Source organism: Streptomyces sp. GQFP (assembly GCF_021545335.1).
GTDB lineage: Bacteria > Actinomycetota > Actinomycetes > Streptomycetales > Streptomycetaceae > Streptomyces.
On the sequence record NZ_CP089312.1, the window covers coordinates 769137 to 791632 of the forward strand.

A 22496-nucleotide genomic window follows, 5' to 3' on the forward strand; every position below is an offset into this window, starting at 1 on the left:
CACGTCAGTGAGCCGGGACATGCAATACGTCGACCAGAACGGCAGGACGTCCGTCCGGTGTCAACACCCGCGCGCTGGTGGCCGCGAGGCGACGCCCCGTGTGCAGTACCTCGGCCGTGCATCCGACGGGCGGACCGCCGGCCTCAAGAGGGCGCAGGAAGCAGGCCCGGATCTCCACCGGTCGCATCCTGCTCCCCGAGGGAAGCATGTTCCGCAGGGCGTGTCCGGCGGCCTGCTCCCCGATCAGCGCCCCGATACCGCCGTGGATCCCGCCACGGCCATTGCCGAATTCAGGGCGGGCGTCTATCTGGAACCGAAGCACCGGCCCTTCCTTGTCGAGCGGCTTGAGCCCGAGCAACTCGTGCACCGGCACACCGTCCGCCGCCCCGGCTGATCGCGGCGCGGCCCGGTCCGGGGTTGCCGGCAAGGTGCCCTCGTTCCGGCTGCCCACGGCCACGACCGCGAACCGCCCCGTGATCACCGCGATCAATCGCCCTGCCTGGTCCACCAGTTCGCCGCTGGACATGACGCCGAACTCGTCGACGGCGTCGACCCGGCCCGTGCCGCTGATGTCGCCACCCGTCAGCGTCGGGCGCGCGACGACGTCGAGGTGCAGGTTGGTCGTGGCGATGGACCGGTCCGATGGGAGCCGGCTCACACTCGCCTGCCCGAGAACGACGTCGGCGAGTACGAAGAGCGCGCCCGCCGCGATGTCGCCGGAGTCGTCCACACACCGGGCGAGCGGACTCATCCGGGCGTCGACGGAGCCGTCGGCTCGCCGCGTGCTCACGATGCCCATCAGCTCGTCGGCCGGTGTCAGAAGGGTCGACTGCGGGTGCCATTTCCGGTCGGGCGCCGGTCCGGTGATCGAATCCATCTCGCGAGTCTGGGCGCTGTCCCTTGCCGGGCCAACGTCGGGTTCCGGGCAGCAGAACACGGCGTCGCGCGGCGGCGGGTCGGCCGGTAGACATAAGTCCCAGGAACCCCGCAGAGGAGGCCCGACCGTGTCGAACGTGATCGGTATCGGCATGACGCACTACCCGATGTTGGCTGCCACCGACGCCCACATGGCCAGTCTGATGAAGACAATCCTCAAGGATCCCGACATCCCCGCCGAGTTGAAGGACCCCGCCAACTGGCCCGCGCAGGCCAAAGCGGAATGGGGCGACGACGAGGGTACGACCGCGGCCGCGGCCCACCGCGAGGTACTGCGACAGGGTCTGCGGCGCGCACGCACCGCCATCGACGAGTTCGGGCCCGACCTCCTGGTGGTCTGGGGCGACGACCAGTACGAGAACTTCCGCGAGGAGGTCATCCCGTCCTTCTGCGTCCTGGCCTACGACGACACCGAGGTCGAGGCGTTCGCGGTCCTCAAGCTGCTCAAGGTGCCCAACGCCTGGGATGTGTCGCAGGACCTCACCTTCACCATGCGCGGCGCGCTCGACTTCGCCAAGCAGCTCGTCGCCGATGTCGGCAGCGAGGGGGTGGACGTGGCGTACTCCTATGAACAGCGCAAGGGTGTGCACTTCCCGCACGCCTTCGCCAACACGCAGATCTTCCTCGACTACGACCACATCGGCAGGGAGTTCCCGTATCCGATCGTGCCCATCGCGGTGAACTGCTACGGCGAGCACGTCATCGCCCGCAAGGGCGGCATCGCACGGTTCGCCGACATCCAGGCCGGCGAGGACCTCGACCCGCCGGGGCCGTCGCCCAGGCGCTGCTTCGAGATGGGCCAGGCGGTGGGCCGGGCGGTCCGCGACAGTGGCCGGCGGGTCGCCCTGGTCGCCTCGTCCAGCTGGTCGCACGCGTTCCTCAACGACAAGGACTGGCATCTGCGCCCCGACACCGGGGCCGACCGCAGGCTCTACGACGCGATGGTGGCGGGCGACTACGACGCCTGGACGAAGACCACGACACGGGAGGTCGTCGCGGCCGGCCAGCACGAAATGCTCAACTGGTTCTGCCTGCTGGGGGCGATGCACGAACTCGGCCTCGGGCTTCAGGAGAGCGAGTTCGTCCAGACCGAGGTCCTCAACTCGAACAAGGTGTTCGCGGTCTTCACATGACCACCACCGAGACCTGTCAGAGGCGGGAAACGTGAAGACTGCGGAGCACGCACGGAAACCCGTCGGAGTAGGGATCATCGGGGCCAATCCGGACCACGGCTGGGCGGCCACCGCGCACATCCCCGCGCTGGGCGTGCTGCCGGACTTCGCTCTGCGAGCCGTGTCCACCACGCGGCGCGAATCCGCCGACGCCGCGGCGAAGGCGTTCGGCGCCGACCATGCTTTCGACCATCACGGCGATCTGGTCGGCTGCCCGGACGTCGATCTTGTCGTGGTCACCGTCAAGGTGCCTCATCACCTCGAACTGGTGAGTGCCGCCCTGCGCGCGGGCAAGGCCGTCTACTGCGAGTGGCCGCTCGGCGCGAACCTGGATGAGGCGGAGGCGATGGATTCCCTGGCCTCGCAGGCCGGCGTGCCGACGATGATCGGGCTTCAGGCGCGATCGGCCCCCGCCGTCGGCTACGTCCGCGATCGGATCGCGGACGGGTGGCTGGGCGAAGTCCTGTCCACCACGATGGTGGGCACGTCCATGCCGGGAACCGTGGTGCCCAAGGCCCACGCATACCTGGCCGACCCCGCCAACGGGGCTACCGCGCTGACCATCGCCGGCGGGCACAGCCTGGACGTCCTGTGCCACTGCCTCGGCGAGTTCGACGAGCTGTCCTCGTTCACCGACACCCGCCTGCCCGTACTGAAGATCAAGGAAACGGGCGAGTCGTGGCCCAAGACGGCACCCGATCAGGTTGCGGTCATCGGCAGACTCGGCAGCGGCGTGACGGCTTCGGCGCACTTCCGCGAAGGTCTCACCGGGCATAGTAGCTTCCTGTGGGAGATCAACGGAACCGAGGGCACCGTTCAGGTCACCGCCCGCCATTCGCACCCCGGCATCTATCCGCTGACCGTCACAGTCTCCCGCGCCGGCGAGACGAGCGGCACGCCGGTGGACATCCCGTCGTCCTACGGGGTCCCCGCGGAGGCCGTGGCCGTCGTCAACACCCTCGGCCACTCGCCGGCCGCCAACATCGCCAGGTCGTACGCCCGGCTGGCAGGCGACCTGCGCGAGGGCACCAGGACCGTACCCACGTTCGCGGATGCCCTGGTCCGGCATCGGATGATCTCGGTTGTCGAGAGCAGCGCGCGCAGCGGCACGCGCCACCGGCTGCGGTGACGCGTACCAGGTCCTCGCGGTCCTCGCGCCGTCGGCGCGTCCTCAGCTCATCGTGTCGAGCGCCGTGTCGAGCGCGTCGACCGCGTCCGCGTAGGAAGGCTGGTGCGCTGTCAGTCCGGCGTCCACCTTCAGCAACTGGCCGGTGATGAAGCGGGCTTCGTCACCGGCCAGGAAGGCGACGGCGTTCGCGACGTCCTGCGGCTGCCCGGTGGCACCGAGCAGTTGCTGCCGCAGATGCTTCCGCAGCGTTTCCTCGGACAGGCCCCCGCCGGGCCGGGACACCCGGATGAGGCCGGGGACCACGGCGTTGCAGCGGATCCCCCGCTTTCCGTACTGCGTCGCGATGGACAGCGTCAGATGTACGACCGCGGCCTTCGAGGCCCCGTAGGCCGTCAGCATCACATCGCCCATGAGTCCGGTGACCGAGGCCGTGTTGACGATGCTGCCGCGGCCGCGCGCGAGCATGTGCGGAATGGCGTGCTTGCTGCCCAGCAGCTGACCACGGAGATTGACCGCCAGGGTCTGGTCCCAGTGGCCGATGTCGGCCGACACGACGTCCCTGTCCTCCCGGAGCAGGTGCATGGCGGCGGCGTTGTTGTGCAGGATGTCGAGCCGCCCGAAGCTGTCGACCGCGAGCTTCATGGTGGCGGCGACCTGGCCCTCGTCGCGTACGTCGCAGCCCGTCGCCGCCGCCGTCCCGCCGGCTTCGACGATGCGCGCCGCGTTCTCCTTGACGGCCGCCTCGTCGATGTCGGCGAGCACGACGGCCGCGCCACGGGCGGCGAGTGTCGCCGCTGTCGCCGCGCCGATGCCTCCGGCGCAGCCGACCACCACGGCGACACGGGAGGACAGCGGGTGCTGGTACTGGTCCATGAGCCGACTCCTGGTCTAGGCGGTGGCGGCGGCCTTGCCGATACGGGCCCGTGCCACGCCGATCCGGTGCAGCTGCCCGGTGCCCTCGACGATGTCGAGGAACTTCACGTCCCGGTACCACTTCTCGATGAGGTGTTCCTTCGACGACGCGGCGGGCCCCATCATCTGCATCGCGCGGAAGGTCACGGCCTCAAGTACCGGAAGCGCGTAGGCCTTCGCCATGTGTGCGGCCGTCGCGCTGGCCTCGCCCCGATCGTGGATCCAGCCGGCGCGCAGGACGAGCGCGCGCACCCGGTCGAGCGCGTGCCGCATCTCCGCCACGTCTTCGACCAGCCGGTCCCGGCGGCGCGAGGAGTACCCCTTGTCGTGTTCCTGGACCCAGTTCCAGGCGTAGTCAAGGGAGCCGCGGGCCATGCCGAGCCCCTGTGCGGCGCAGTGCGGCCGCGTGCCGTTCATGATGGCCATGATCTGGCCGAAGTCGTTGCTCGGCAGCCTGCGGTCCTCGGCGAGCACCAGGTTCTCGAACTCGATGGTGGCCTGCGGATACCAGCGCTGGCCCAGCTTGTCCTCGGTGAACTTGGTGGTCCTGAGGCCCGCGTCCTGGCGGTCGACGATGAAGGCCCGGAGCCCCTTCAGGCCCGCCCCCGGCTCGGTCTGGGCGAAGACCACGAGATAGTCAGAGGTCGAGCCGTGCGAGATGAACCGCTTCTGGCCGTTGAGAATCCAGTGGTCGCCGTCGCGGACCGCGCTCGTCCTGATCTGGGAGAGATCGGAGCCGCAGTGGTCCTCGGTCATGCAGATCGAGGTGAACTTGTACTCGCCCCGCAGGGTGCCGTCGGCCCATTTCTCCACCTGCTCCGGGGAGCCCAGGAGCCGTACGGCGCGCTCGCCGAGGTTGTTGCCCGGCAGTCCCTGCCAGCCCCAGCCGTCGCCGTAGCACATCTCCTCCATGACCAGCAGCCCCAGCAACGCGCCACCGCCTTCGAGCTTCTTCAGGACCTGCGGGTCATCGGTGTGACCCGGGCCCGAGTAGCGGAAGTCGAGCGGGCTGTGCTTGACGGGGCACTTGGCGAGGACTTCGTCAGTGTCCGCGGGGAAGGCCTGCGTGTCGTCGGCCTCGCGGGCACGGGGGCGCACTTCGGCAATGGTCCAGTCGTTTATCTCGGCCAGCAGTTGCCTGGTCTCCGGTGATATCTCGGTTGTCAGCACGGGCCACACCTTCGTGTTCGTTCGTGGTTGTTCCGGACCGCTCAGCTGTTGCTGAGCACCAGGAGGTTGATGAGCGGGTCGAAGTCGATCGAGGCAAGGACGGCGGCGCTGCGGTAGATGCGCTCGACCGGGTGGTCGGTGATGACGCCGTGGACGCCCATGAGTTCGATCCCCTCCCGCGACGCGTTCCGGACCAGGTGGTTCACCTGCGCCACGACCCGGGATGTGCGGTCCTCGGCGTCGTCGGCCGTCGCCAGGCTCGTGACGGCCTCCTGGAGTGCCGCGCGGGTGGACTCGGCCTCCATGAACAGATTGGCGAGTACGAACGCGACGCCCTGGAACCCGACGAGGGGACGGCCGAATGCCGTACGGTTCAGCCCCCAGTCGGCCGCGTAGCGGGTCGCGGACTCCGCCGCGCCCAGGGATACGGCGGCCTGCGCGAGGCGGCACACCCCGATCGCCGCGGCGAGCCCGGACTGCCGCAGAACCGCGTCCTGGCCGATGCGCAGCTCGTCGACCACCGCCCTGGTGGCGAGCGCGGCGGCGCCGAGCGCCAGCCGGCGGTCGTGCTCTCCCTCGAACCGGACGGAGGCGGCGGGGTCGTCGAGTACGAACCCGATCAGTTCGCCGTCCTCGTCGCGGGCGATGACGACGGCGACGTCCGCCCGGCCCGCGAAGGCGACAGCGGTCTTCTCTGCGCTGACGATCCAGTCGTCGCCGTCGCGCCGCGCGGTCGCCTCCAGTTCTGAGGGCGCGCGGCCGTAGCCCTCGAAGAGCAGCAGACCGGCGGGGGCGAGTGGCGAACGGGCGAGCAGCGGGAGGTACTTCTCCCGCTGGGGGCCGGAGCCGCACGCCGCGATCAGCCAGGCGACCTGCCGGGAGGTGACCCACGCGTACGCCAGTGCCGGATCCGCCCAGGCGAGTCCTTCGGCGGCCAGGCAGAAGCTCAGCGGATCCTCCGCTCCTGCGGCGAAGGCGTCGCGGCCGGGCAGCCAGTCGATGCCTTCCAGCGTCTTCACTATCGGCTCGGGAAAGGCGCTTTGGGCCTCGGCTTCCGCGGCCAGCGGTCGCAGCCGCTCGACGGCGAGGTCATGCAGTTCGGTGGAGATGCGCTGTTGTTCCACGGTCAGAGACAAGTCGAACACGATTCGACGCCTTTCGGAAATGACTTCACGAGCAGTACTCGGGTGATTGTCGACCCGCAGCCGCGTGGAATTAAGATCGCTTTCCACTGCGCTGAACTCCGTGATCAGTCAGCGGATTTCTTCTGCCCGAGCACCAGCTCGTCCCGGATCTCCACCTTGAGGATTTTTCCCACCTTCGAGCGCGGGAGGTCCGGCCACAGGTGAATCTCCTTGGGCGCCTTGACGCTGCCGATCCGGGCCTTCACGAAGGCTTTGATCTCGGCCGGGTCCACGTCGTGGCCCGGCGCGGCCTGGACGACGGCCGTCACCCGCTCGCCCCACTTCTCGTCCGGCAGGCCGACGACCGCGGCCTCGTGGACGGCGGGATGGTTCATGAGCGCCTGCTCGACCTCGGCGGAGTAGACGTTGAACCCACCGGTGATGATCATGTCCTTCGCGCGGTCCACGATGAACAGGTAGTTGTCGTCGTCCAGGTAGCCGATGTCCCCGGTGTGGTGCCAGCCGTGTGCGGCGGCCTCGGCGGTGGCCTCGGGGTTCTTGTAGTAGCCCGCCATGACCAGGGAGCTGCGGATCACGATCTCGCCGCGTTCGCCGGCAGGCAGCAGGGTCCCGTCCTCGGCCATGATCGCGACGGTGACCAGCGGCGAGGGGCGCCCGGCCGAGGCCAGCCGTCCCGTCGCCGGACTGCCGTCCGGCAGCAGATGGTCGGCCGGGGCCATGGTCGAGATCATCATGGGCGCCTCGGACTGCCCGAACAACTGCCCCATCACCGGCCCGAAGAGCCCGATCGCCTCCCGCAGTCGGTCGGGCGACATGGGTGCGGCGCCGTACCAGAGGCACTGCAGCGAGCTGTAGTCGGTCGACCGGGCGTCCGGGTGCGCCAGGGCCAGGTAGATCAGGGTCGGCGGGAGGAAGCTGTGCGTGACGCGGTGCGACTGCACCAACGCGAGAAACCGCCCGATGTCCGCGTCGGCCATGATCACGACACGGCCGCCCAGCGCCATGACCGGGAAGCAGAGCACACCCGCCGCATGGGTCAGCGGCGCGAGCGCGAGGTAGACCGGGCGCCCCTCGAACGGATAGCTCATCAGCGTGATCGCCGACATCGTCTCCAGGTTGCGGTCGGTCAGCTGGACGCCCTTCGGCTTCCCGGTCGTTCCGCCGGTGCCCACGAGCATGACGGTGTCGTCGGCATGCCGGGGGTCCGGGCCGGTGGTGTCGTCGGGAGCGTCCAGCCAGCGGTCGAAGCTGTTTCCGAGCGGGGTCTCGGCGTCGAGGCAGACGTACGCCTTGAGGCCGGGCAGCCGCGCGGCCAACCGCTCGACCATGGGCGCGAACGCGGACTGGAAGATCAGGCAGGTGCAGTCGAACAGCTCGAACAGCTCGCGGTTCTCATCGGCCTCGTTGCGCGGGTTGATCGGACACCACACGGCTCCCCGGCGCGATATCCCGAACACCGAGGCGAACGCGACCGGATCGTTGCCGGACAGGATCGCGACCTTGTCACCCGCCCGCACTCCCGACCGCTGAAGGGCAGCGGCCACCCGGTGGCTGAGGTGCTGGACCTCGGCGTACGTGAACGTACGCTCGCCGGCGACCAGGCAGGGCTGGTCCGGGCCGAGCGACGCGCCTTTGTCGAGGTAGTCAACGAGGCTCAAGCTCCGCTCCCATCAGGCGTTCGCCAGAACGATCCGCACCGGCGATCCGATCTCCGGCAATCGGAACCGACGTGTCGAGGCTAGGGACCGGCCGCCCGGTCGATCCGTGAAATTTCCGCAAGGCGGAACGGACGGCCCCGGCACCCGAAATGAGCGGCCGGGCAGCCGGCCGGGTCAGCTGCCCGGCACGCCCAGCAGCCGCGTTGTCAGCGCGGCGAAGCGCTCCGGCTGCGCCAGCGGACCGAAGTGATCCATGCCGTCCCACTCGACGGCCGCCGCGCCGAGTGCGCCGGCCACCGCGTCGGCGCTGATGGACTGCAACCGGCTGGTGAGCGCGCCCTTGACGATGACGGTCGGGCATCGAAGATCGTGGAGCCGCTGGGCTGTGTCGTGCCGGTGGGTCTGCTCGAAGACCCTGGCCTCGACGTCCGGCCGGCATTTCAGTTCCACCCCGCCGCCGTCGCCGGCTCGTTCGGCGAAGCCGTGATCGACGTAGGCGAGCAGGGACGCCGCCTGAAACCGTGACATCGGGGCCTTACGCGCGTAGTTGGCCAGTGCTTCGGCGCGCGACGGAAACACCGGGCGCCGAGCCGCCGCGCCCCGGGCCAGCAGGTCCCGGAAATGCAGCTCCTCCGATGAGAGCGCGGTGGTCGCCGCCCGCATCGCCGGCTCGAAGAGGATCAACTGCCGGAACGATCCGGGCTCGGCGAGCTCGGCCATCATCAAGGCGACCGCTCCGAGCGAATGCCCGACGCCGGTCACATCGGTGCGGCCTGTCACCGCGAGTGCGGCTTGAACGTCCTGCCCGAATCCGGCCCAGTTCAGGTCGTCGTCGGGTGACAGCGCGGAATCCCCGTGGCCGCGCAGGTCCAGGGACCAGCAGTGAAAGCTCGCTGTGAGGTGCCTCGCGAGAGGCTCCCAGACCAGTCCGTGCAGTCCCGTCGCGTGCGAGAACAGCAGAGCGGGTCCGTCGCCGCCGAGGTCGTGCACCGCGACCGTGGTGCCGTCCGGGCCCGGGACGCCGACCACGGGTGGCCTCCACGAGGGCTGCGTCATGGCCTTCCGGCCGGCAATCCGCATGGTCGCCATGCTGGAAGCGTTACAGGCCTCTGCCAACGGTGAGTTCCGGACAGCGGAACCCCCGGGGGCGCGTACAGCGGCTCCTTGAACTCCTCGAACTCCTCGTACGTCGATTCGGCGACCGCCTGGGCGACGACTTCCGGGCGGCGTAATCGACGGAGTTGACGGCGGAAAGCCGGTCCAGCACCTTGTACAACTGGGGGCGAGGGCGGCGGCGCCCAGCGCATCGGTGGCGCAATACACATGATGCCGTCGGGAAATATCCCTCTTCTTGACTTGTGGTGTGAGAGCAACATCCCCGTCGACGAGGAAGTGCTGATGCGCACGGTCGTAGTAGTCGGAAATCCAAAGCCTCGCTCGCGCACACGCCACGCCGCGGTGCTGCTGGCCGAGCGGCTCACCGGTGCCGAGCCCGACGTGGTCATCGACGTCGCCGACCTCGGACCAGGGCTGCTCGGCTGGGGCGATCCTTCGGTCGCCGTTGCGAAGGACCAGGTGAAGAGCGCCGACCTGCTCGTGGTCGCCTCCCCCACCTTCAAAGCGACCTACACGGGACTCCTCAAGCTCTTCCTCGATCAGTTCGGCGCCGGTGAACTCGGCGGCGTCACCACGGTGGCGTTGATGCTGGGCGCCGCCCCGCACCATGCGCTGGCCGTGGAACTGTCACTGAAGCCGGTGCTGGTCGAGATCGGCTGCTCGTGCCCGGCCCCGGGTCTGTATCTGCTCGACTCCGCCTACGAGGACAGTCCCGAGCTCACAGCGTGGCTCGAGCGGGCGGGCGCCGTGCTTCCGACGGAGGGTTCGTGATGACCAGCAGCGTGGAAAGGACCGACATGCTCTTCGACCAGGCCGTGCTGCGGCGGGCCTTCGGATGCTTCCCGAGCGGGGTGACGGCCGTGTGCGGGATGCTCGACGGTGTCCCTCAGGGCATGGCGGCAAGCTCCTTCACGTCCGTGTCCCTCGCACCCCCGCTCGTGTCGGTCTGCGTGGCGCACACGTCCACGACCTGGCCGACACTGGCCGCCCTTCCCCGGATCGGGGTCAGCGTCCTCGCCGAGGGCCACACCGGTGAGGTCTCGGCGCTGGCGTCGAAGAAGGGCGACCGGTTCGCCGACGTCTCCTGGGAGGCCGCGGAGTCGGGGGCGGTGTTCGTCCACGGCTCCACCCTGTGGCTGGAGTGCGAGGTGCACGACCAGCTCCCCGCCGGAGACCACGACGTGGTCCTGCTGAGGATCTGTTCCCTCCAGGCGAACCCGGACGTCGCCCCGATGGTCTTCCACAACAGCGGCTTCCGCCGGCTTCTCCCGGTGCGTCCGCCGCAAGCGGCGTAGGGGTTGTAGGGGCACAACGAGGAGCGGCTCGCAGCACCACTGCTGCGAGCCGCTCCTCGTTGTGCCCCTGTCGACGGGCTAACGCCGCCCGCGCCGGCGACGACGCAGCTTGGACGGGCTGTCGACCCCGGTGAGGAAGAGGCCGACGGCACCGAGCGCCGAGAGGGCCCCCATCGTGATCAGCGGCCACCGGTAGCCGTCGGACCAGCCGTGCATGAGTCCGACCAGCAGCGGGCCGAGGCCCGCGCCGATCGGGTCGGCCAGGCTCAGCCGGGAGAGGACCCACGGGTAGGCGTCGAGGCCGTACGCCTCGATGGTGAACAGGGACTGCAGGATCGAGACGTTGCCCATGGCCAGTCCCAGGAGGTACGTGCCCACGCAGAGCTCGACCTCCGAGTGGGACAGGGACAGCACGAGCTGCCCGGCCGCCTGGACCAGGCCCACCCCGACGGCGAGCCGGCGCAGGCCGATCCGCGGCAGCAGCGGCATGCCGACGATCCGGCCGCTGAAGCTGCCGAGCGCCAGGATCGACACCGCGAGGGCCGCTCCCCCGATGCCGTCCTCCTCGGCGAGCCGGACGAGGTGCGCGGTCGTGGCGACCTGGGACAGGAACAGGCAGGTCATCCCGAGGAAGAGCAGGACGAAACGCTTCTCGGTCAGCGAGGGACGCTCGCCGGGGGCGATGCCGGACGCGGCGGAGGTCGGGCGCGCGGGCGGCTCCTTGACGAAGACGACCGCGACGCCGATCAGCACGACCACGGTGCCGCCGAGGACGGCGCTGCCGACGGTGAGGCCGTACGCGCCGAGTACCCACAGGACGGCCGGCGGGACGACGGCACCGCCGACCGACAGGCCGGTCATGGCGAGGGTGAGCGGGCGGGCCGGGGCGTCGGGGAACCATCGGGCGACCAACGACGACACGGGGATGACCGAGGTCATGGCGCTGAACCAGCCGGACAGCGCGAAGGCCCCCCACAACTGCCAGACGGCGTGGCTGGATCCGATGCCGAACACCGAGACGCCGAGGCCCAGTGCGCCGACGGCCATGATGAGACGGGTCGACACCGTCCTCATCAGCCGCGCGGTGGCGAGTCCGCCGAACCCGCCGAAGAACGCGGACATCGTCGGGCCCGCGGACGCGACCTGGAGCGAGAAGCCGCGCTCGCTCACCAGCGCGTTGATGTACGCCGACATCGCGTAGAACGTCAGACCGCCGACGAGGCTGAGGATCGTGAACGCCAGCCCGACGACCACCCAGCCGTAGCGGCCCGCGCCGGGCCCGGCCGGGACGGCGGGGCCGCCGGGGGCCTTGGGGGCGTCGGTGGCGCCCACGTCCGAATCGCGGGCAGGAGTGCGGGTCATGCGTCGGCCCCTCTCGGCTCGTTCCCTCGTGTCGTTGCCCCGTGTCGTTCCTCCGTGCGCGCGTCGGGCCGGATCGCCGGCGGCACGATGGCGTGCCGCCGGCGATCCGGCCCGGTGAGGTCAGAACTCAAGCAGGTTCTCGCGGAAGGTCGCGTGGGTGTACCCGTCGCGGATGAGCCCGCGCTTGCGCAGTGCCGGCGCCAGGCCGTCGGCGACCTCGCTGATGTAGCGGCGGGTCATCGGCCCGCGGATGAGGAACCCGTCACCGCCGGCCTCCTCCATGGCCTCGCCCATCTGTGCGGCGACGGTGTCGGGCGACCCGACGAACTTCATGCCGTAGCGGTCCTGGCGGGTGACCATCTCGCGCAGGGTCATGTTCTCGGTGCCCTTGAGCCGCGCCTTGGCCGTGGTGGTCTCGCCGTTGCCGAGCTGCTGGGGAACCGGGCCGTCGAGGTCGTACTTCGAGTAGTCGAAGGCGCCACCGCTCGTGTACGACATGTCCCACAGGCGGTTCTCGATGGCCGCGGGGGTGAACCTGAGGGCGTCGGCGCGGTCGAACACCTCCTGTGCGTCGGCGTCCGTCTCGCCCAGCGTCGGCAGGGCCATGAACAGGATCTTCAGGTCCTGCGGCTTGCGGCCGTGCTTGATGAGCCGCTCGTCCATGTCCTGGCGGAGCGCCTTCATCGCCGCCGGGTCCTCGGCGAGGGCGAGCATCGTGTCCGCGTGCCGGGCCGCGAGCTCCCGGCCCGGCACGGAGTTCCCCGCCTGCGCGACCACCGGCCGCCCCTGCGGTCCCGGAATGGTGTTGAGCGGCCCGCGCACCTTGAAGTGCTTGCCCTCGTGGTGGATCGGACGGACCTTGGTGTGGTCGACGTAGCGGGGCTCGTCCTGGTCCATGAGCACCGCGTCGGGGTCCCAGGACTCCCACAGGGCGGTGACGACGTCCATCCATTCCTCGGCCATGGCGTAGCGGTCGGCGTGCGCCATGTGCTGGTCGTAGCCGAAGTTCTGGGCCACCCGATGGCTCACCGAGGTGACCACGTTGACCCCGGCCCGGCCCTCGGTGAGGTGGTCCAGCGTGGTCATCAGCCGTGCGGCGATGAACGGCGGGTACTGGATCGTCGAGATCGTGCCGACCACGCCGATGTGCTTCGAGGCGGCGGTGAGCAGCGGGATGAGCGGCATGGGGTCGTTCTTCGGCGCCATCCGGCCGTACTTCAGGGTCGTCTCCATCGACCCGCCGTAGGTGTCCTCGACCATCGACGAGTCCTCGATGAACAGCATGTCGAAGCCCGCGCGCTCCAGCGCCGTCGTCAGGTCCACGTAGAACCCCGGCTTCATCCAGTCGGTGCCGTTGGTGCCGGCCCACGGGCCGTGCCAGGGCGGCTGGATACCGAAGCCGCTGCCGAGAAACCATCCGAGACGAAACATGGTCGTGCACTCCTTATACGAGTCCGGGACGAATCCTGGAGGAGTCCTGTGACGAGGACTGTGCGGGCTACTTGGCGGACGAGAGGGACATGGCGGAGAAGTCGGTCTGGTTGTCCGACCGCCACGCGAAGCCGTCCACGGTCGACCGCATCGCCTTGTCCGGCTGGATCTGCGCGACGAAGACGATGGGCGCCTGGTTGACCAGGATCCGCTCCGTGGCGTTGAAGGCCTTGCCCGCGGCCTCGGTCGTCGGGTCGGCCTCGGCGTCGGCCTTGGCCTTGGCGGCGTAGAAGTCGGCGTCCTCCCACTTGGCGAGGTTGTTCGGGCTGTCCTTGCCGGTGTAGATGCCGAGTTCGTACGACGGCGTGAGGGTGGTGGCGCTGTCGCGCAGCACCCAGGCCTGGAACGTTCCTTCGGCACGGCCGGCGGTGATCGCGGCATCGGGCTGCTGGTTGATCTTCACGTCGAATCCGGCGGCCTTGGCGTACGTCTGGATCTGGATCGCCGCCTGCTGCATGTCGGGGGCGGCGGCGCTGACGGTCAGGGTGAAGGAGACTCCGCTGCCGAAGCCGGCGGCCGCGAGCATCGACTTCGCCTTCTTCGGGTCGTAGGTGAAGTCGGTGAAGCCGGATCCGTCGTAGCCGGAGGCGTCGCTGCGCAGGAACGACGGGCCGTTGCGCTGGGCGAGGCCGTGATAGACGTTGTCGATGATCTTCTGGTAGGGCACCGCGTAGGCGAAGGCCTGCCGCACGGCGGTGTTGTCGAACGGCGCCTTGTTGGTGACCAGCGGGATCATGATGAACTGGTTCGGACTGTCGACCTCGGCGAGCTTGACCCCGGAACCGCTGGACTTGAGGTCCGTCATGTCTGCGGGCAGCAGGTTCTCGGCGAGATCGGCCTGGTTGTTCCGCACCGCGTTGGCGCGGGTGCCCGCGTCGGCGACGATCTTGATCGAGATGTTCTTGATCTTGGGCGCACCGAGGACGAACTTCGGGTTCGCCTGCAGGACCACCTGGACGCCGGGCGTGTCGGACTTCACCTTGTACGGTCCGAACCCGTAGTTCGGGTTCTCCGACGACCAGACCACCGCGTAGGGGTCCTTGTCCGTCGCGTGCTGCTTGAGCAGCTTGCTGTCGTAGATCTGTGTCGTGCGGTCGGAGAGCAGTGCGAGCAGGGTCGTGCCGTATCCGGCGTTGGCGACCGTGATGCTGACATTGTGGTCGTCGATCTTCTTGAACTGCTTCATGCTGGTGACGACCGGTGTCCAGACCGCCGGACCGTTGCCCTTGGGGCTCTCGAACTTCCGCGTGAAGGTGTAGATCACGTCGTCGGCGGTCAGATGGTTGCCCGCGGTGCTGATCGCGTCCTTGAGGGTGAAGGTGTAGGTGCGGCCGTCGCCGCTGACCTTGTAGCCCGACGCCAGGTATCCGTCGAACGTGTTCACGTCCTGCTGCATCGAATCGCTCTTGGAGCTCTTGACGTAGGGCTTGCGCAGCAGCGTGGCCTGCGTGTTGATCTGGGCCTCGTGGGAGGGCGCGCCGTTGTCCGGTGCCCAGCCGAGCGTGCTGTCGGGGGCGACGACCCGCAGCGTGTTGGCCGTGGTCTCGGCGCTGCTGGAGCTGCCGCTGCCCGAGCACGCGGTCAGCGCGATCGCCGCACTGGCGGTGAGGGCGACGAGGCGGAGGAACGTACCGCTTGTCGTACGACGACTGCGGCGGGATTCACCGGCGGTGCTGGCGCGTCTTGTCATCGGGGAACTTCCCTTACGGTGTGCGGGCCCGAATCCGGGTCCTTGAAAGGTCTTTTCGGTTCCTTGAAATGTATTCTGCGCTCCGCGGGGCGGGCTCGAATTGACGGCCCCCGGCTCCCTGCGGTTCTGGTATTACTCTCGACGCGCGGTGTTTCTGGCCGGGCCCGCACCGGTTACGCTCTATTGCGCCACTTGCGGGTCTCTTTTCCGGACCGGAAATGCCCCGCCGCAGCGGCGGTTTTCCCGAGTTACAATTCTGTTGCGCCGGACGGGAATTGCCCGAATATTCAGCCCTGGGCCGCTGGAGTGGCGGGTCCCCGGTAGGCGTCGAGCAGACGCATCGTGTAGGGATGCTCGGGCGCGTCGATGATGCGCTGTGTGGGCCCGTGCTCGACGATCTTTCCGTGGTACATGACGACGAGTTCGTCGGCGATGAACGCGGTGGCGGGGAGCCCGTGCGACACGAACGTGAGGCCCGCCTGCTCCTCGGCGCAGTACTTCTTCAGCAGGTTGAGGATCGAGCCCTGCACGGAGACGTCGAGTGCGGACACGACCTCGTCGCACACCAGCAGCCGGGGTGAGACGACCATCCCCCGGGCCAGGGCGAACCTCTGGCGCTGACCGCCGGACACCTCGGAGGGATAGCGGTCCGCCTGCGCGGGCGAGAGGCCGAGCCGTTCCAGGACGCTGTCGACCCGGGCGTCGGCCGCATCCTTGTCGAGTCCGTGCAGCAGGGTCGCCGGGCGGCGTACCGCGTCGCGCAGCGTCCGACGCGGGTCGAACGACGATGTGGTGTCCTGCCCGACGAACTGCAGGGTGCGGCGGGCATAGACACGGTCGGTCCGGGTCGCACCCAACAGGCTTGTCATCTCACGACCGTTGAGGGTGACACTGCCCGACGAGGGGTGTTCGAGGCCGACCATCATGCGCGCCAGCGTCGACTTGCCCGAGCCGGATTCTCCGACGATGCCGATCATCTTGGTCGAGTCGAACGTCAGGGAGACATCGTCCACCGCCGTGAACCTGCCGTGGCCACGACCACCGAAGTGCTTGGACACGCCGTCGACTTCGAGCAGCGCGTACGCGGAGTCACGGCGCTGAGGCGTCTGTTCGGTGAGGGTCATCGTTCCGCTCCCGTCGCGGCGAGCTCGGCTGCGACGCGTGCCAGGGTCGGCAGCTCGTCGAGGTTCGCGCTGTCGAGCGTCGGGATGCAGCGCAACAACCCGACGGTGTAGGGGTGGGTCGCCGTCTCGGCGAGGGTCCGGGAGTCGCCGTGCTCGACGATCCGGCCTCCGTACATCACCATCGTGCGGTCCGCGTAGTCCTGGCACAGGTGGATGTCGTGGCTGACGATGAGGAGCGACGCACCGAAGTCGTCGGTGAGTTCGACCAGCAGTTCCATCGCCTCACGGGAGAGCGAGGCGTCGAGAGCGCTCGTCGGTTCGTCGGCGATCAGCAGCTGGGGGCCGCCCGCGAGGGCGAGCGCCAGCATGGCGCGTTGGCGCATACCGCCGGACAGCTCGTAGGGGCGGGCCTTCATCACGCGGTCGGTGTCGGTGAGTCCGACCCGGGTCAGCCATTCCCTGGCCCGGTCCTTCTGCTCCTTGCGTGTCAGTTTGTCGTTGGCCCGCAGCACCGCTCGCAGCTGGCTGCCGATCGTCCACACCGGGTCGAGGGACGTCATGGCGTCCTGGAACATCATCGACATGCCCGGTGTCCGACGTGGCACGCCGGAACGTTCGGTGCGGGCGAGCGTGGCGCCGTCGAACGTCACGGTTCCGGCGGTGATCTCCACGTCGGGCCCCGTGAGGAAGCCGGCGATGGCGAGCCCCATGGTGGTCTTGCCCGACCCGGACTCGCCGACGAGCGCGATCCGCTCGCCGCGGGCGATGGTCAGGCTCACGCCGTCCAGTGCCGTCACCGGACGGGGCCCCGAGGCGCCGTACCGCACCGTCAGGTCCGTCACGGCCAGCAGCGGCGGTGTGACATCTTCTTCCCGCTGGTCGGGGGTCGTCGCTTCCTTGAGTGCGATCTCAGACATGGCAGCTCCTCGTGGTGTCGTCGCCTCGGCCATGGGCCCGGTTCAATGCCGCCTGCCGATGAGGCGGTGGCCGGCATTGGAGTACGCCACGACGCAGAGCGTCATCGCGAGGGCGGGAAACAGCCCGGACCACCAGCGGCCGACGGCCGCGTCCGAGGCGCCGCCCGCGATCATCGAGCCCCATTCGGGCGTCGGGGGCTGCAGCCCGACCCCGAGGAATCCGAGCGCGGACGTGATCAGGATGGCCACGCTGAACAGCACGGTGGAGTTCTCCAGGGCGGGCCAGCTGCTGTTCGGCAGGACATGGCGCACGGTGAGCCGGAACTCGCTCTCGCCGGCCATTCGGGCCGCGTCGAGGTAGGCCTCGCTGCGGACCCGGAGCACCTCCGTGCGTACGAGTCGGGCCTGGATGGGGAAGAGGATCACGGCCAGCGAGATGATGAGCGTGCGGACGCTGGCACCGAAGAACGCCACGAGCACAAGGCCGATGACCACGGTCGGGATGGCCTGCATGAGGTCAAGGGCGCGGGCCATGAAGCGGGCCGACGGACCGAGCAGCCGCCCCTTGGACTCGTTCATGCCGATGAGCAGTCCGAGCGAGATGCCGACCACCGTGGCGATCACCGCCGTCGTGAGGGCGATCTGGATGTCGTTGCGCGCTGCCGCCAGGACCCGGGAGAAGATGTCGAGCCCGGAGGAGTCGGTGCCGAACCAGTGCGATCCGTTCGGCTTGATGTGCGGGCTCGCCACGGCCTCCGTCGGACTCCATGGCGTGATCCACGGTCCGACCAGTGCGAGCAGGAGGAAGAGCAGAGCCGGGACGAGGGCCCCGTACGTGGTCAGCCGCTGAAGCGGCCCGAGGTACCGGCGCCGGGGTTGGGCAGGGGCCGGAGCCGTGTCGCCGGGGGTCCCGGTCGGGGCCGGGTCGAGCGCCACCTGAGCCCCGGCGACGGTGGTGTCATCGATCTGCGACATCAGACTGCCCCTTCTGTGGCACCGGGGCGGCGCCGTGGATCGACCAGCATGTTCACGATGTCCACGAGCAGGAAGACCGTCAGGGACATCCCCGCGATGAGCAGGAGAAACGCCTGCAGCGACACCAGGTCGGCGGTGTTCACGGCGCTGATGCCGAACGAGCCGAGACCCGGCAGGCTGAACAACTGCTCGATGACGACGGCACCACCGAGCAGGGTGCCGAACATGGTGCCGAACATGGCGATCGCCGAGGGCGACGACCGACGGATGATGCTGGTCAGCACCATCACCCTCGACGCGCCGGAGGCGATCCGGAACCGCGTCGCCGGTGCGTCGGCGGAGTCCTGCACCGCGCGGACGAACAGTTTCATCAGGAACGGGGTGTGGGTGACGATCAGCACCAGCTCCGGCAGGGCAAGATGCCCGGCGATCGACGACACGAGATCCCAGCGACCGGACAGGATCGCGTCGAGCAGGGGGAACGACGTGATCTCGGGCGGCCCCTCCATCAGGCTGTCGTAGAGGCCGAGCGGGGCCGGCGCCCAGTGCAGCACCGCGTAGAAGACATAGATCGCGGCGACGCCGAGCACGAAGTCGGGCACCGCGCCCGCCGTGCGTGCGTACTGCGTCAGCGCCTTGGCGACGATGCTGCCCGGGCGCAGCAGGACGAACAGCGAGGCGGCCACGGTGAGCAACAGGCATCCGCCCATGGCGATCGCCGCGAGTTCGATCGTCTGGGGGATCCGGTGTGCCAGGTCCGGACCGATCGGGACACCGGTGATCATCGAGCTGCCGAAGTCGAGGGTGACGACATGCCCGAGGTAGGTCGTCAACTGCTCCCAGAGACTTCCGCTGAGGCCGAGCGACTCGCGTGCCTTCTCGATCTGCTCGGGTGTCACGGGCTGTCCCGCCGTCATCGTGGACACGGGGTCGCCGGGGATCAGCCGTACGAGAAAGAAGACCACGATCGAAAACAGGAACAGATGCACTGGAAGTACAGCGACACGGCTTATCCACCAGCGATTCCGGCGCCAGATCACTGTCATTCGCCACTCCGGAGGTTCGAGATGTGCTGACCGGCGGAGTGCCAATCAGTTCCCTTCATCGAGTGAGACGACAGTATGAACCCGCTGTTTCGCAGCAATATCCCCGACGTTCCGTGCCGTTTGCGCTGGCTCACGACCGCGCGCCGCGGAGTGCGCGAGGGATCACGCACGGCCTCCACCGGTGCGGTCCTCCCCCGCGTCGGTCGCGCGTCGCAGCTTGTGGGTAACCTGCGAACCCACTGGTCAGCGCGGCACGAAGGGTCAATCCGGCAGGACCGGGACGGACGCCTGCGCCACGCGGTCATGCACAGGACAGCTCCCCGTGCGACGCCCACGCCATGACCTCTCGCGCCGCCCGGCGGGCCCGGGCGAACGGCCCGGCCCCCTCCTGTATCCGCACGCCACGAATATTCAGCACCCGGCCGACGAAATACCGGCGAAACAGTTACGTCGTACGTTCGGGCCACGCCGCGATCGAGTCGGATTGCCGGCCGAGAAGGGCCTGCGGACACAAGGGAGCCGACATGAATGCGTATCCCGCAGATCTTGGAAACCACATCGGTCAGGACGGGGCAGGACGGTGAACAAGGGGGCTGCCGCACTGTTTCGTATGCGCCAGGAGTACGCGGAGCTGTTGCAGAGATCGCCGCGCCGCGTGCACGACCTCCTGCGCACGTCCATCAGGGACGGTCTGCTCCGGCCCGACGACCGTCTCAACGAGGACGCGCTCGTCCACGAACTGGCCACCAGCCGCAACGCGGTGCGCGAAGGCCTGCAGATGCTGGCCTCGCTCGGAGTCGTGGAGCGGGTACCGCGCGTCGGCACGACGATCGTGGGCGGCCTCGTGCAGATCCCTCTCGATCCCGTGCCCGGCCGGCATCAGCCCGACGGAATGACGGTGCAACGGCTGGAGGACAGGGTCGTGCCGTCGACGGCCCTCATCCGCGAGAGGCTGCACACCGACGCCGTCGAGGTCGGCATGATCGAGCACAGCTACTCGATGGGCGGCAGGCCCCTCGGGGTACGAGCCGCGTACTACCACAGCGCCCTGCGACCGGACGGTGGATGGGGCCAGCCCCTCGACCTCGACACGGCGTTCGAGTTCGTCTGGGGTGCGCCTGTGGGGCGCGTGGACACGGCCATCAGCGCGCTCGTGCTGGATGCGCGCACATGCCGGCTTCTGGACGCGGCCGAGGGCACGCCGGGGCTGGTCAAGGAGCAGGTGGTGCACGACGCCGACGGGGTCCCGCAGGAGTTCGCGTACTCGCACTGGCGGGCCGACCGGGTCAGTTTCACCACCAGCCGCCTCGGCGTGGACGGCCCTGTCGTCTCCGGCTGAGCGTTCCGCCGGTTGTGCGGTTCGTCCACCGGGGGCCGGTGGGGACCGGTGGGGACCGGTGGGGACCGGTGGGGCCGGCCGCTCCCCCGCTCTCGGCTCCGGACTCCGCCGGGGCCGCTCGGAGCGACCTCCCGGGGGCTGCGCAGGTCACGGGTGCGGGCGGCGAGAGCTGTCCCTCGCCACCCGCATCCGTGAGCCCCTGCGGGCTACTGGCGCGAGCCGGCCTGGCGGCGGCGCAGTGCGATGATGCCGCCCACGACGGCCAGGACACCGGTGCCCGCGATGGCCGCGATGTCTCCGGCGCCGGTGGTCGCCAGGTCGCCGCTGCCGCCCTGCGCCTGGACTCCGCCACCGGCCGCCGAGGAAGACGCGGAAGCGGAAGCGGACCCGGCGGCGGAAGCCGACCCCGCGGCGGAAGCGGAGGACTCGGCGGCACCGGACGAAGCAGCGGAGGCACCGGACGGAGCAGCGGAGGAGGTCGCCCCCGTGGCCGTCGTGGCCGACGGCGCCTTCGTCGCCCTCGTCGTGTCCCCGGCGTCCCGGGTGAAGGCCAGGGTGCCGAAGCCCAGGTGGTCGAAGCCGCCGCCGCTGCCGTAGTCACCGCCGCCGCCCTCGGGGCGGACCTTGGCGGCGATGGCGGTGACGAACGGGGCGTCGAGGCCGCGCCGGTTCACGTAGTGGTTGTAGATGCTCTCCCAGATCGGGCGCGCCTGGCCCCGGCTGTTCTCGGAGGCGGCGGTGAGGGTCTCCTGGCCCGACCAGACGCCGGGAGCACCCTTCTTCCAGGTGTAAGCGGTGTACGGAACGTCCTGGCCGAGGTTCCACTTGGCCGTGTACTCGGCGCCCTTCAGGAACCGGTTGTCGTCGTAGCCGTACAGGTCGATGCCCTGGTTCCAGGCCATCTCGCAGATGCTGGCCATCAGACCGACGCTCAGCAGGGCGTGGCCCTGGTCGCGGCCGACCTCCACGACCTGGCCGAGGCCGCCGGGGTGGATGACGTTGATGGCGTTCTTGATGGAGCCGTTGCCCGCGCCGGACTTGAAGTAGGTGACGGCCTCGTCGACCTTGGCCTTGTCGTCGCAGAGGATGCCGATGGCCAGCACGGAGGCGACCGTCAACAGGTCCCAGCTGCCCCAGTAGTTGGTGACGAAGGCGCCGTTGTGATTGACGAGGAAGTCGTGGTTCATCGGGTAGAAGACGTTGAGCATCATCTTCTGGAACCGGGCGAGGTCGAAGCCGGTGTAGCCACGCATCAGCTCGGCGGCGTTCGCGAACTCGTAGCCGTAGACGCCCGCCGCGATGAACTTGTCGGCGGTGCCTTCGAGCTTGGTCATCTTGGCCGACCAGGCGTTGAGGATGTCGCGGGCGGTGTTCGCGTTGGCGGTGTCGCCTGTGACGTGCCAGCGCAGGGCGTTCTGGTAGGCGGCGTGGATGTCGTTGTAGAGCGTGCCGTAGTTCTCCGGGGTGCCGCCGCCGCGGTACACCGTCGCCTGCGGGTTGGCCTTCCAGCCGCTCTGGGAGTGGGAGTTGGCCGCGAGCTTGGCATAGCCCTGCTTCCAGCGGTCGGCGCCCGCCTTCACCTTGGCCGCCATCCGGTCCAGGTCGACCTGGGTGTGCAGCATGCCCGGGTGTACGAACGCCTCGGCGGCGACCGCGGTGGAGGCGGTGGCGGAGCCCAGCGCGGCGGCACCGGCCCCTGCCACCGCCACGGCACCCGCCATGCGGAGGGCTCCGCGCCGACTGATCGTGCGTCCGCTGTTGTCCTGAATCACTGGCTGACTCCTTGAAGTTCGGACCGTACGCACAGGAGACGGACGGGACGCACCCGGATAACAGAAACTTCCGCCTGCCAGGAAACCGATCACCACCCCTCTGCGGCGAACCGGGCTCTCTCGCGTGGCACAAGTCCCCTGTTGGGCAACCGGGATCACCCCTTGCACGACCGTTGACCCTGCTCTCTGAGTCGCCATACCGTGGCAACCGGTTTCTATAGCTGCTGCCCCCCATACCGAACCCCTC

At 69.1% G+C, this 22496-nt stretch carries 19 protein-coding genes; 5 read left to right on the top strand and 14 right to left on the bottom strand.

What is annotated here, in order from left to right; genetic code table 11:
• Nucleotides 1-4: 4 nt before the first annotated feature.
• Complete coding sequence (locus LUX31_RS03580; protein WP_235473062.1) at nt 5-877, bottom strand: PaaI family thioesterase; 873 nt, start codon at nt 875-877, stop codon at nt 5-7.
• Nucleotides 878-1004: 127 nt separating this feature from the next.
• On the opposite strand from LUX31_RS03580, the gene LUX31_RS03585 reads away from it, so the two are divergent.
• Both LUX31_RS03585 and LUX31_RS03590 read left to right on the top strand, forming a co-directional pair.
• Nucleotides 1005-2069, top strand: coding sequence for an extradiol ring-cleavage dioxygenase (locus LUX31_RS03585; RefSeq protein WP_235473063.1), 1065 nt, complete (start codon nt 1005-1007; stop codon nt 2067-2069).
• Nucleotides 2070-2100: 31 nt separating this feature from the next.
• Nucleotides 2101-3237 carry a Gfo/Idh/MocA family protein gene (locus LUX31_RS03590; protein WP_235473064.1) on the top strand — a complete coding sequence of 379 codons (1137 nt, stop codon included), beginning with the start codon at nt 2101-2103 and terminating at the stop codon, nt 3235-3237.
• Between the two features lie 42 nt (nt 3238-3279).
• Here LUX31_RS03590 and LUX31_RS03595 read toward each other — a convergent pair whose 3' ends face one another.
• The 5 genes from LUX31_RS03595 to LUX31_RS03615 form a co-directional block, all read right to left on the bottom strand.
• Nucleotides 3280-4110, bottom strand: a complete 831-nt coding sequence (locus LUX31_RS03595) for an SDR family NAD(P)-dependent oxidoreductase (RefSeq protein WP_235473065.1) — start codon at nt 4108-4110, stop codon at nt 3280-3282.
• Nucleotides 4111-4125: 15 nt separating this feature from the next.
• A complete protein-coding gene (locus tag LUX31_RS03600) occupies nt 4126-5319 on the bottom strand; it encodes an acyl-CoA dehydrogenase family protein (RefSeq protein ID WP_235473066.1) in 1194 nt (397 codons plus the stop codon).
• Nucleotides 5320-5360: 41 nt separating this feature from the next.
• Entirely contained in the window at nt 5361-6464 is a 1104-nt protein-coding gene (locus tag LUX31_RS03605) for an acyl-CoA dehydrogenase family protein (RefSeq protein WP_235473067.1), read from the bottom strand.
• A 104-nt stretch (nt 6465-6568) separates the two neighbouring features.
• Entirely contained in the window at nt 6569-8122 is a 1554-nt protein-coding gene (locus LUX31_RS03610; protein WP_235473068.1) for an acyl-CoA synthetase, read from the bottom strand.
• Between the two features lie 174 nt (nt 8123-8296).
• Nucleotides 8297-9211 (bottom strand): alpha/beta fold hydrolase, encoded by a 915-nt coding sequence (locus LUX31_RS03615; RefSeq protein WP_235473069.1) that lies wholly within the window; start codon nt 9209-9211, stop codon nt 8297-8299.
• 309 nt (nt 9212-9520) lie between these two features.
• Between LUX31_RS03615 and LUX31_RS03620 the strand changes: the two genes are divergently transcribed.
• Nucleotides 9521-10009: an NADPH-dependent FMN reductase gene (locus LUX31_RS03620; RefSeq protein ID WP_235473070.1), complete on the top strand. Its 489-nt coding sequence runs from the start codon at nt 9521-9523 to the stop codon at nt 10007-10009.
• On the top strand, nt 10009-10533 hold the full coding sequence (locus LUX31_RS03625; RefSeq protein ID WP_235473071.1) for a flavin reductase family protein: 525 nt from the start codon (nt 10009-10011) through the stop codon (nt 10531-10533). Before LUX31_RS03620 ends, LUX31_RS03625 begins: the two co-directional genes overlap by 1 nt.
• Before the next feature lie 78 nt (nt 10534-10611).
• Here LUX31_RS03625 and LUX31_RS03630 read toward each other — a convergent pair whose 3' ends face one another.
• The 7 genes from LUX31_RS03630 to LUX31_RS03660 form a co-directional block, all read right to left on the bottom strand.
• Entirely contained in the window at nt 10612-11895 is a 1284-nt protein-coding gene (locus LUX31_RS03630; RefSeq protein ID WP_235473072.1) for an MFS transporter, read from the bottom strand.
• A gap of 120 nt (nt 11896-12015) precedes the next feature.
• Nucleotides 12016-13326, bottom strand: coding sequence for an NtaA/DmoA family FMN-dependent monooxygenase (locus LUX31_RS03635; protein ID WP_235473073.1), 1311 nt, complete (start codon nt 13324-13326; stop codon nt 12016-12018).
• Between the two features lie 67 nt (nt 13327-13393).
• Nucleotides 13394-15076, bottom strand: a complete 1683-nt coding sequence (locus LUX31_RS03640) for an ABC transporter substrate-binding protein (protein ID WP_235473074.1) — start codon at nt 15074-15076, stop codon at nt 13394-13396.
• 287 nt (nt 15077-15363) lie between these two features.
• On the bottom strand, nt 15364-16200 hold the full coding sequence (locus LUX31_RS03645) for an ABC transporter ATP-binding protein (RefSeq protein ID WP_235473075.1): 837 nt from the start codon (nt 16198-16200) through the stop codon (nt 15364-15366).
• Nucleotides 16197-17117 carry an ABC transporter ATP-binding protein gene (locus LUX31_RS03650; RefSeq protein WP_235473076.1) on the bottom strand — a complete coding sequence of 307 codons (921 nt, stop codon included), beginning with the start codon at nt 17115-17117 and terminating at the stop codon, nt 16197-16199. The genes LUX31_RS03645 and LUX31_RS03650 overlap by 4 nt, the downstream gene beginning before the upstream one ends.
• 42 nt (nt 17118-17159) lie before the next feature.
• Nucleotides 17160-18092 (bottom strand): ABC transporter permease, encoded by a 933-nt coding sequence (locus LUX31_RS03655; protein ID WP_235473077.1) that lies wholly within the window; start codon nt 18090-18092, stop codon nt 17160-17162.
• The gene (locus LUX31_RS03660; protein ID WP_268828109.1) at nt 18092-19138 is read right to left on the bottom strand and encodes an ABC transporter permease; all 1047 of its coding nucleotides are present in this window, start codon (nt 19136-19138) and stop codon (nt 18092-18094) included. The genes LUX31_RS03655 and LUX31_RS03660 overlap by 1 nt, the downstream gene beginning before the upstream one ends.
• A gap of 610 nt (nt 19139-19748) precedes the next feature.
• Here LUX31_RS03660 and LUX31_RS03665 point away from each other — a divergent pair.
• The gene (locus LUX31_RS03665) at nt 19749-20477 is read left to right on the top strand and encodes a GntR family transcriptional regulator (protein ID WP_235473079.1); all 729 of its coding nucleotides are present in this window, start codon (nt 19749-19751) and stop codon (nt 20475-20477) included.
• Between the two features lie 206 nt (nt 20478-20683).
• Here the strand turns inward: LUX31_RS03665 and LUX31_RS03670 are convergent, their stop codons facing one another.
• Nucleotides 20684-22198: an alginate lyase family protein gene (locus tag LUX31_RS03670; protein WP_235479785.1), complete on the bottom strand. Its 1515-nt coding sequence runs from the start codon at nt 22196-22198 to the stop codon at nt 20684-20686.
• Between the last annotated feature and the right edge of the window lie 298 nt (nt 22199-22496).

Excerpts from the sequence above, each read along its gene's own strand:
- LUX31_RS03580 (WP_235473062.1), bottom strand. The coding sequence starts at position 877 with ATGGATTCGATCACCGGACCGGCGCCCGACCGGAAATGGCACCCGCAG.
- LUX31_RS03620 (WP_235473070.1), top strand. The coding sequence starts at position 9,521 with ATGCGCACGGTCGTAGTAGTCGGAAATCCAAAGCCTCGCTCGCGCACA.
- LUX31_RS03670 (WP_235479785.1), bottom strand. The coding sequence starts at position 22,198 with ATGGCGGGTGCCGTGGCGGTGGCAGGGGCCGGTGCCGCCGCGCTGGGC.
- LUX31_RS03650 (WP_235473076.1), bottom strand. The coding sequence starts at position 17,117 with ATGTCTGAGATCGCACTCAAGGAAGCGACGACCCCCGACCAGCGGGAA.
- LUX31_RS03655 (WP_235473077.1), bottom strand. The coding sequence starts at position 18,092 with ATGTCGCAGATCGATGACACCACCGTCGCCGGGGCTCAGGTGGCGCTC.
- LUX31_RS03625 (WP_235473071.1), top strand. The coding sequence starts at position 10,009 with ATGACCAGCAGCGTGGAAAGGACCGACATGCTCTTCGACCAGGCCGTG.
- LUX31_RS03660 (WP_268828109.1), bottom strand. The coding sequence starts at position 19,138 with ATGACAGTGATCTGGCGCCGGAATCGCTGGTGGATAAGCCGTGTCGCT.
- LUX31_RS03640 (WP_235473074.1), bottom strand. The coding sequence starts at position 15,076 with ATGACAAGACGCGCCAGCACCGCCGGTGAATCCCGCCGCAGTCGTCGT.
- LUX31_RS03630 (WP_235473072.1), bottom strand. The coding sequence starts at position 11,895 with ATGACCCGCACTCCTGCCCGCGATTCGGACGTGGGCGCCACCGACGCC.
- LUX31_RS03645 (WP_235473075.1), bottom strand. The coding sequence starts at position 16,200 with ATGACCCTCACCGAACAGACGCCTCAGCGCCGTGACTCCGCGTACGCG.
- LUX31_RS03595 (WP_235473065.1), bottom strand. The coding sequence starts at position 4,110 with ATGGACCAGTACCAGCACCCGCTGTCCTCCCGTGTCGCCGTGGTGGTC.
- LUX31_RS03635 (WP_235473073.1), bottom strand. The coding sequence starts at position 13,326 with ATGTTTCGTCTCGGATGGTTTCTCGGCAGCGGCTTCGGTATCCAGCCG.
- LUX31_RS03615 (WP_235473069.1), bottom strand. The coding sequence starts at position 9,211 with ATGGCGACCATGCGGATTGCCGGCCGGAAGGCCATGACGCAGCCCTCG.
- LUX31_RS03665 (WP_235473079.1), top strand. The coding sequence starts at position 19,749 with ATGCGCCAGGAGTACGCGGAGCTGTTGCAGAGATCGCCGCGCCGCGTG.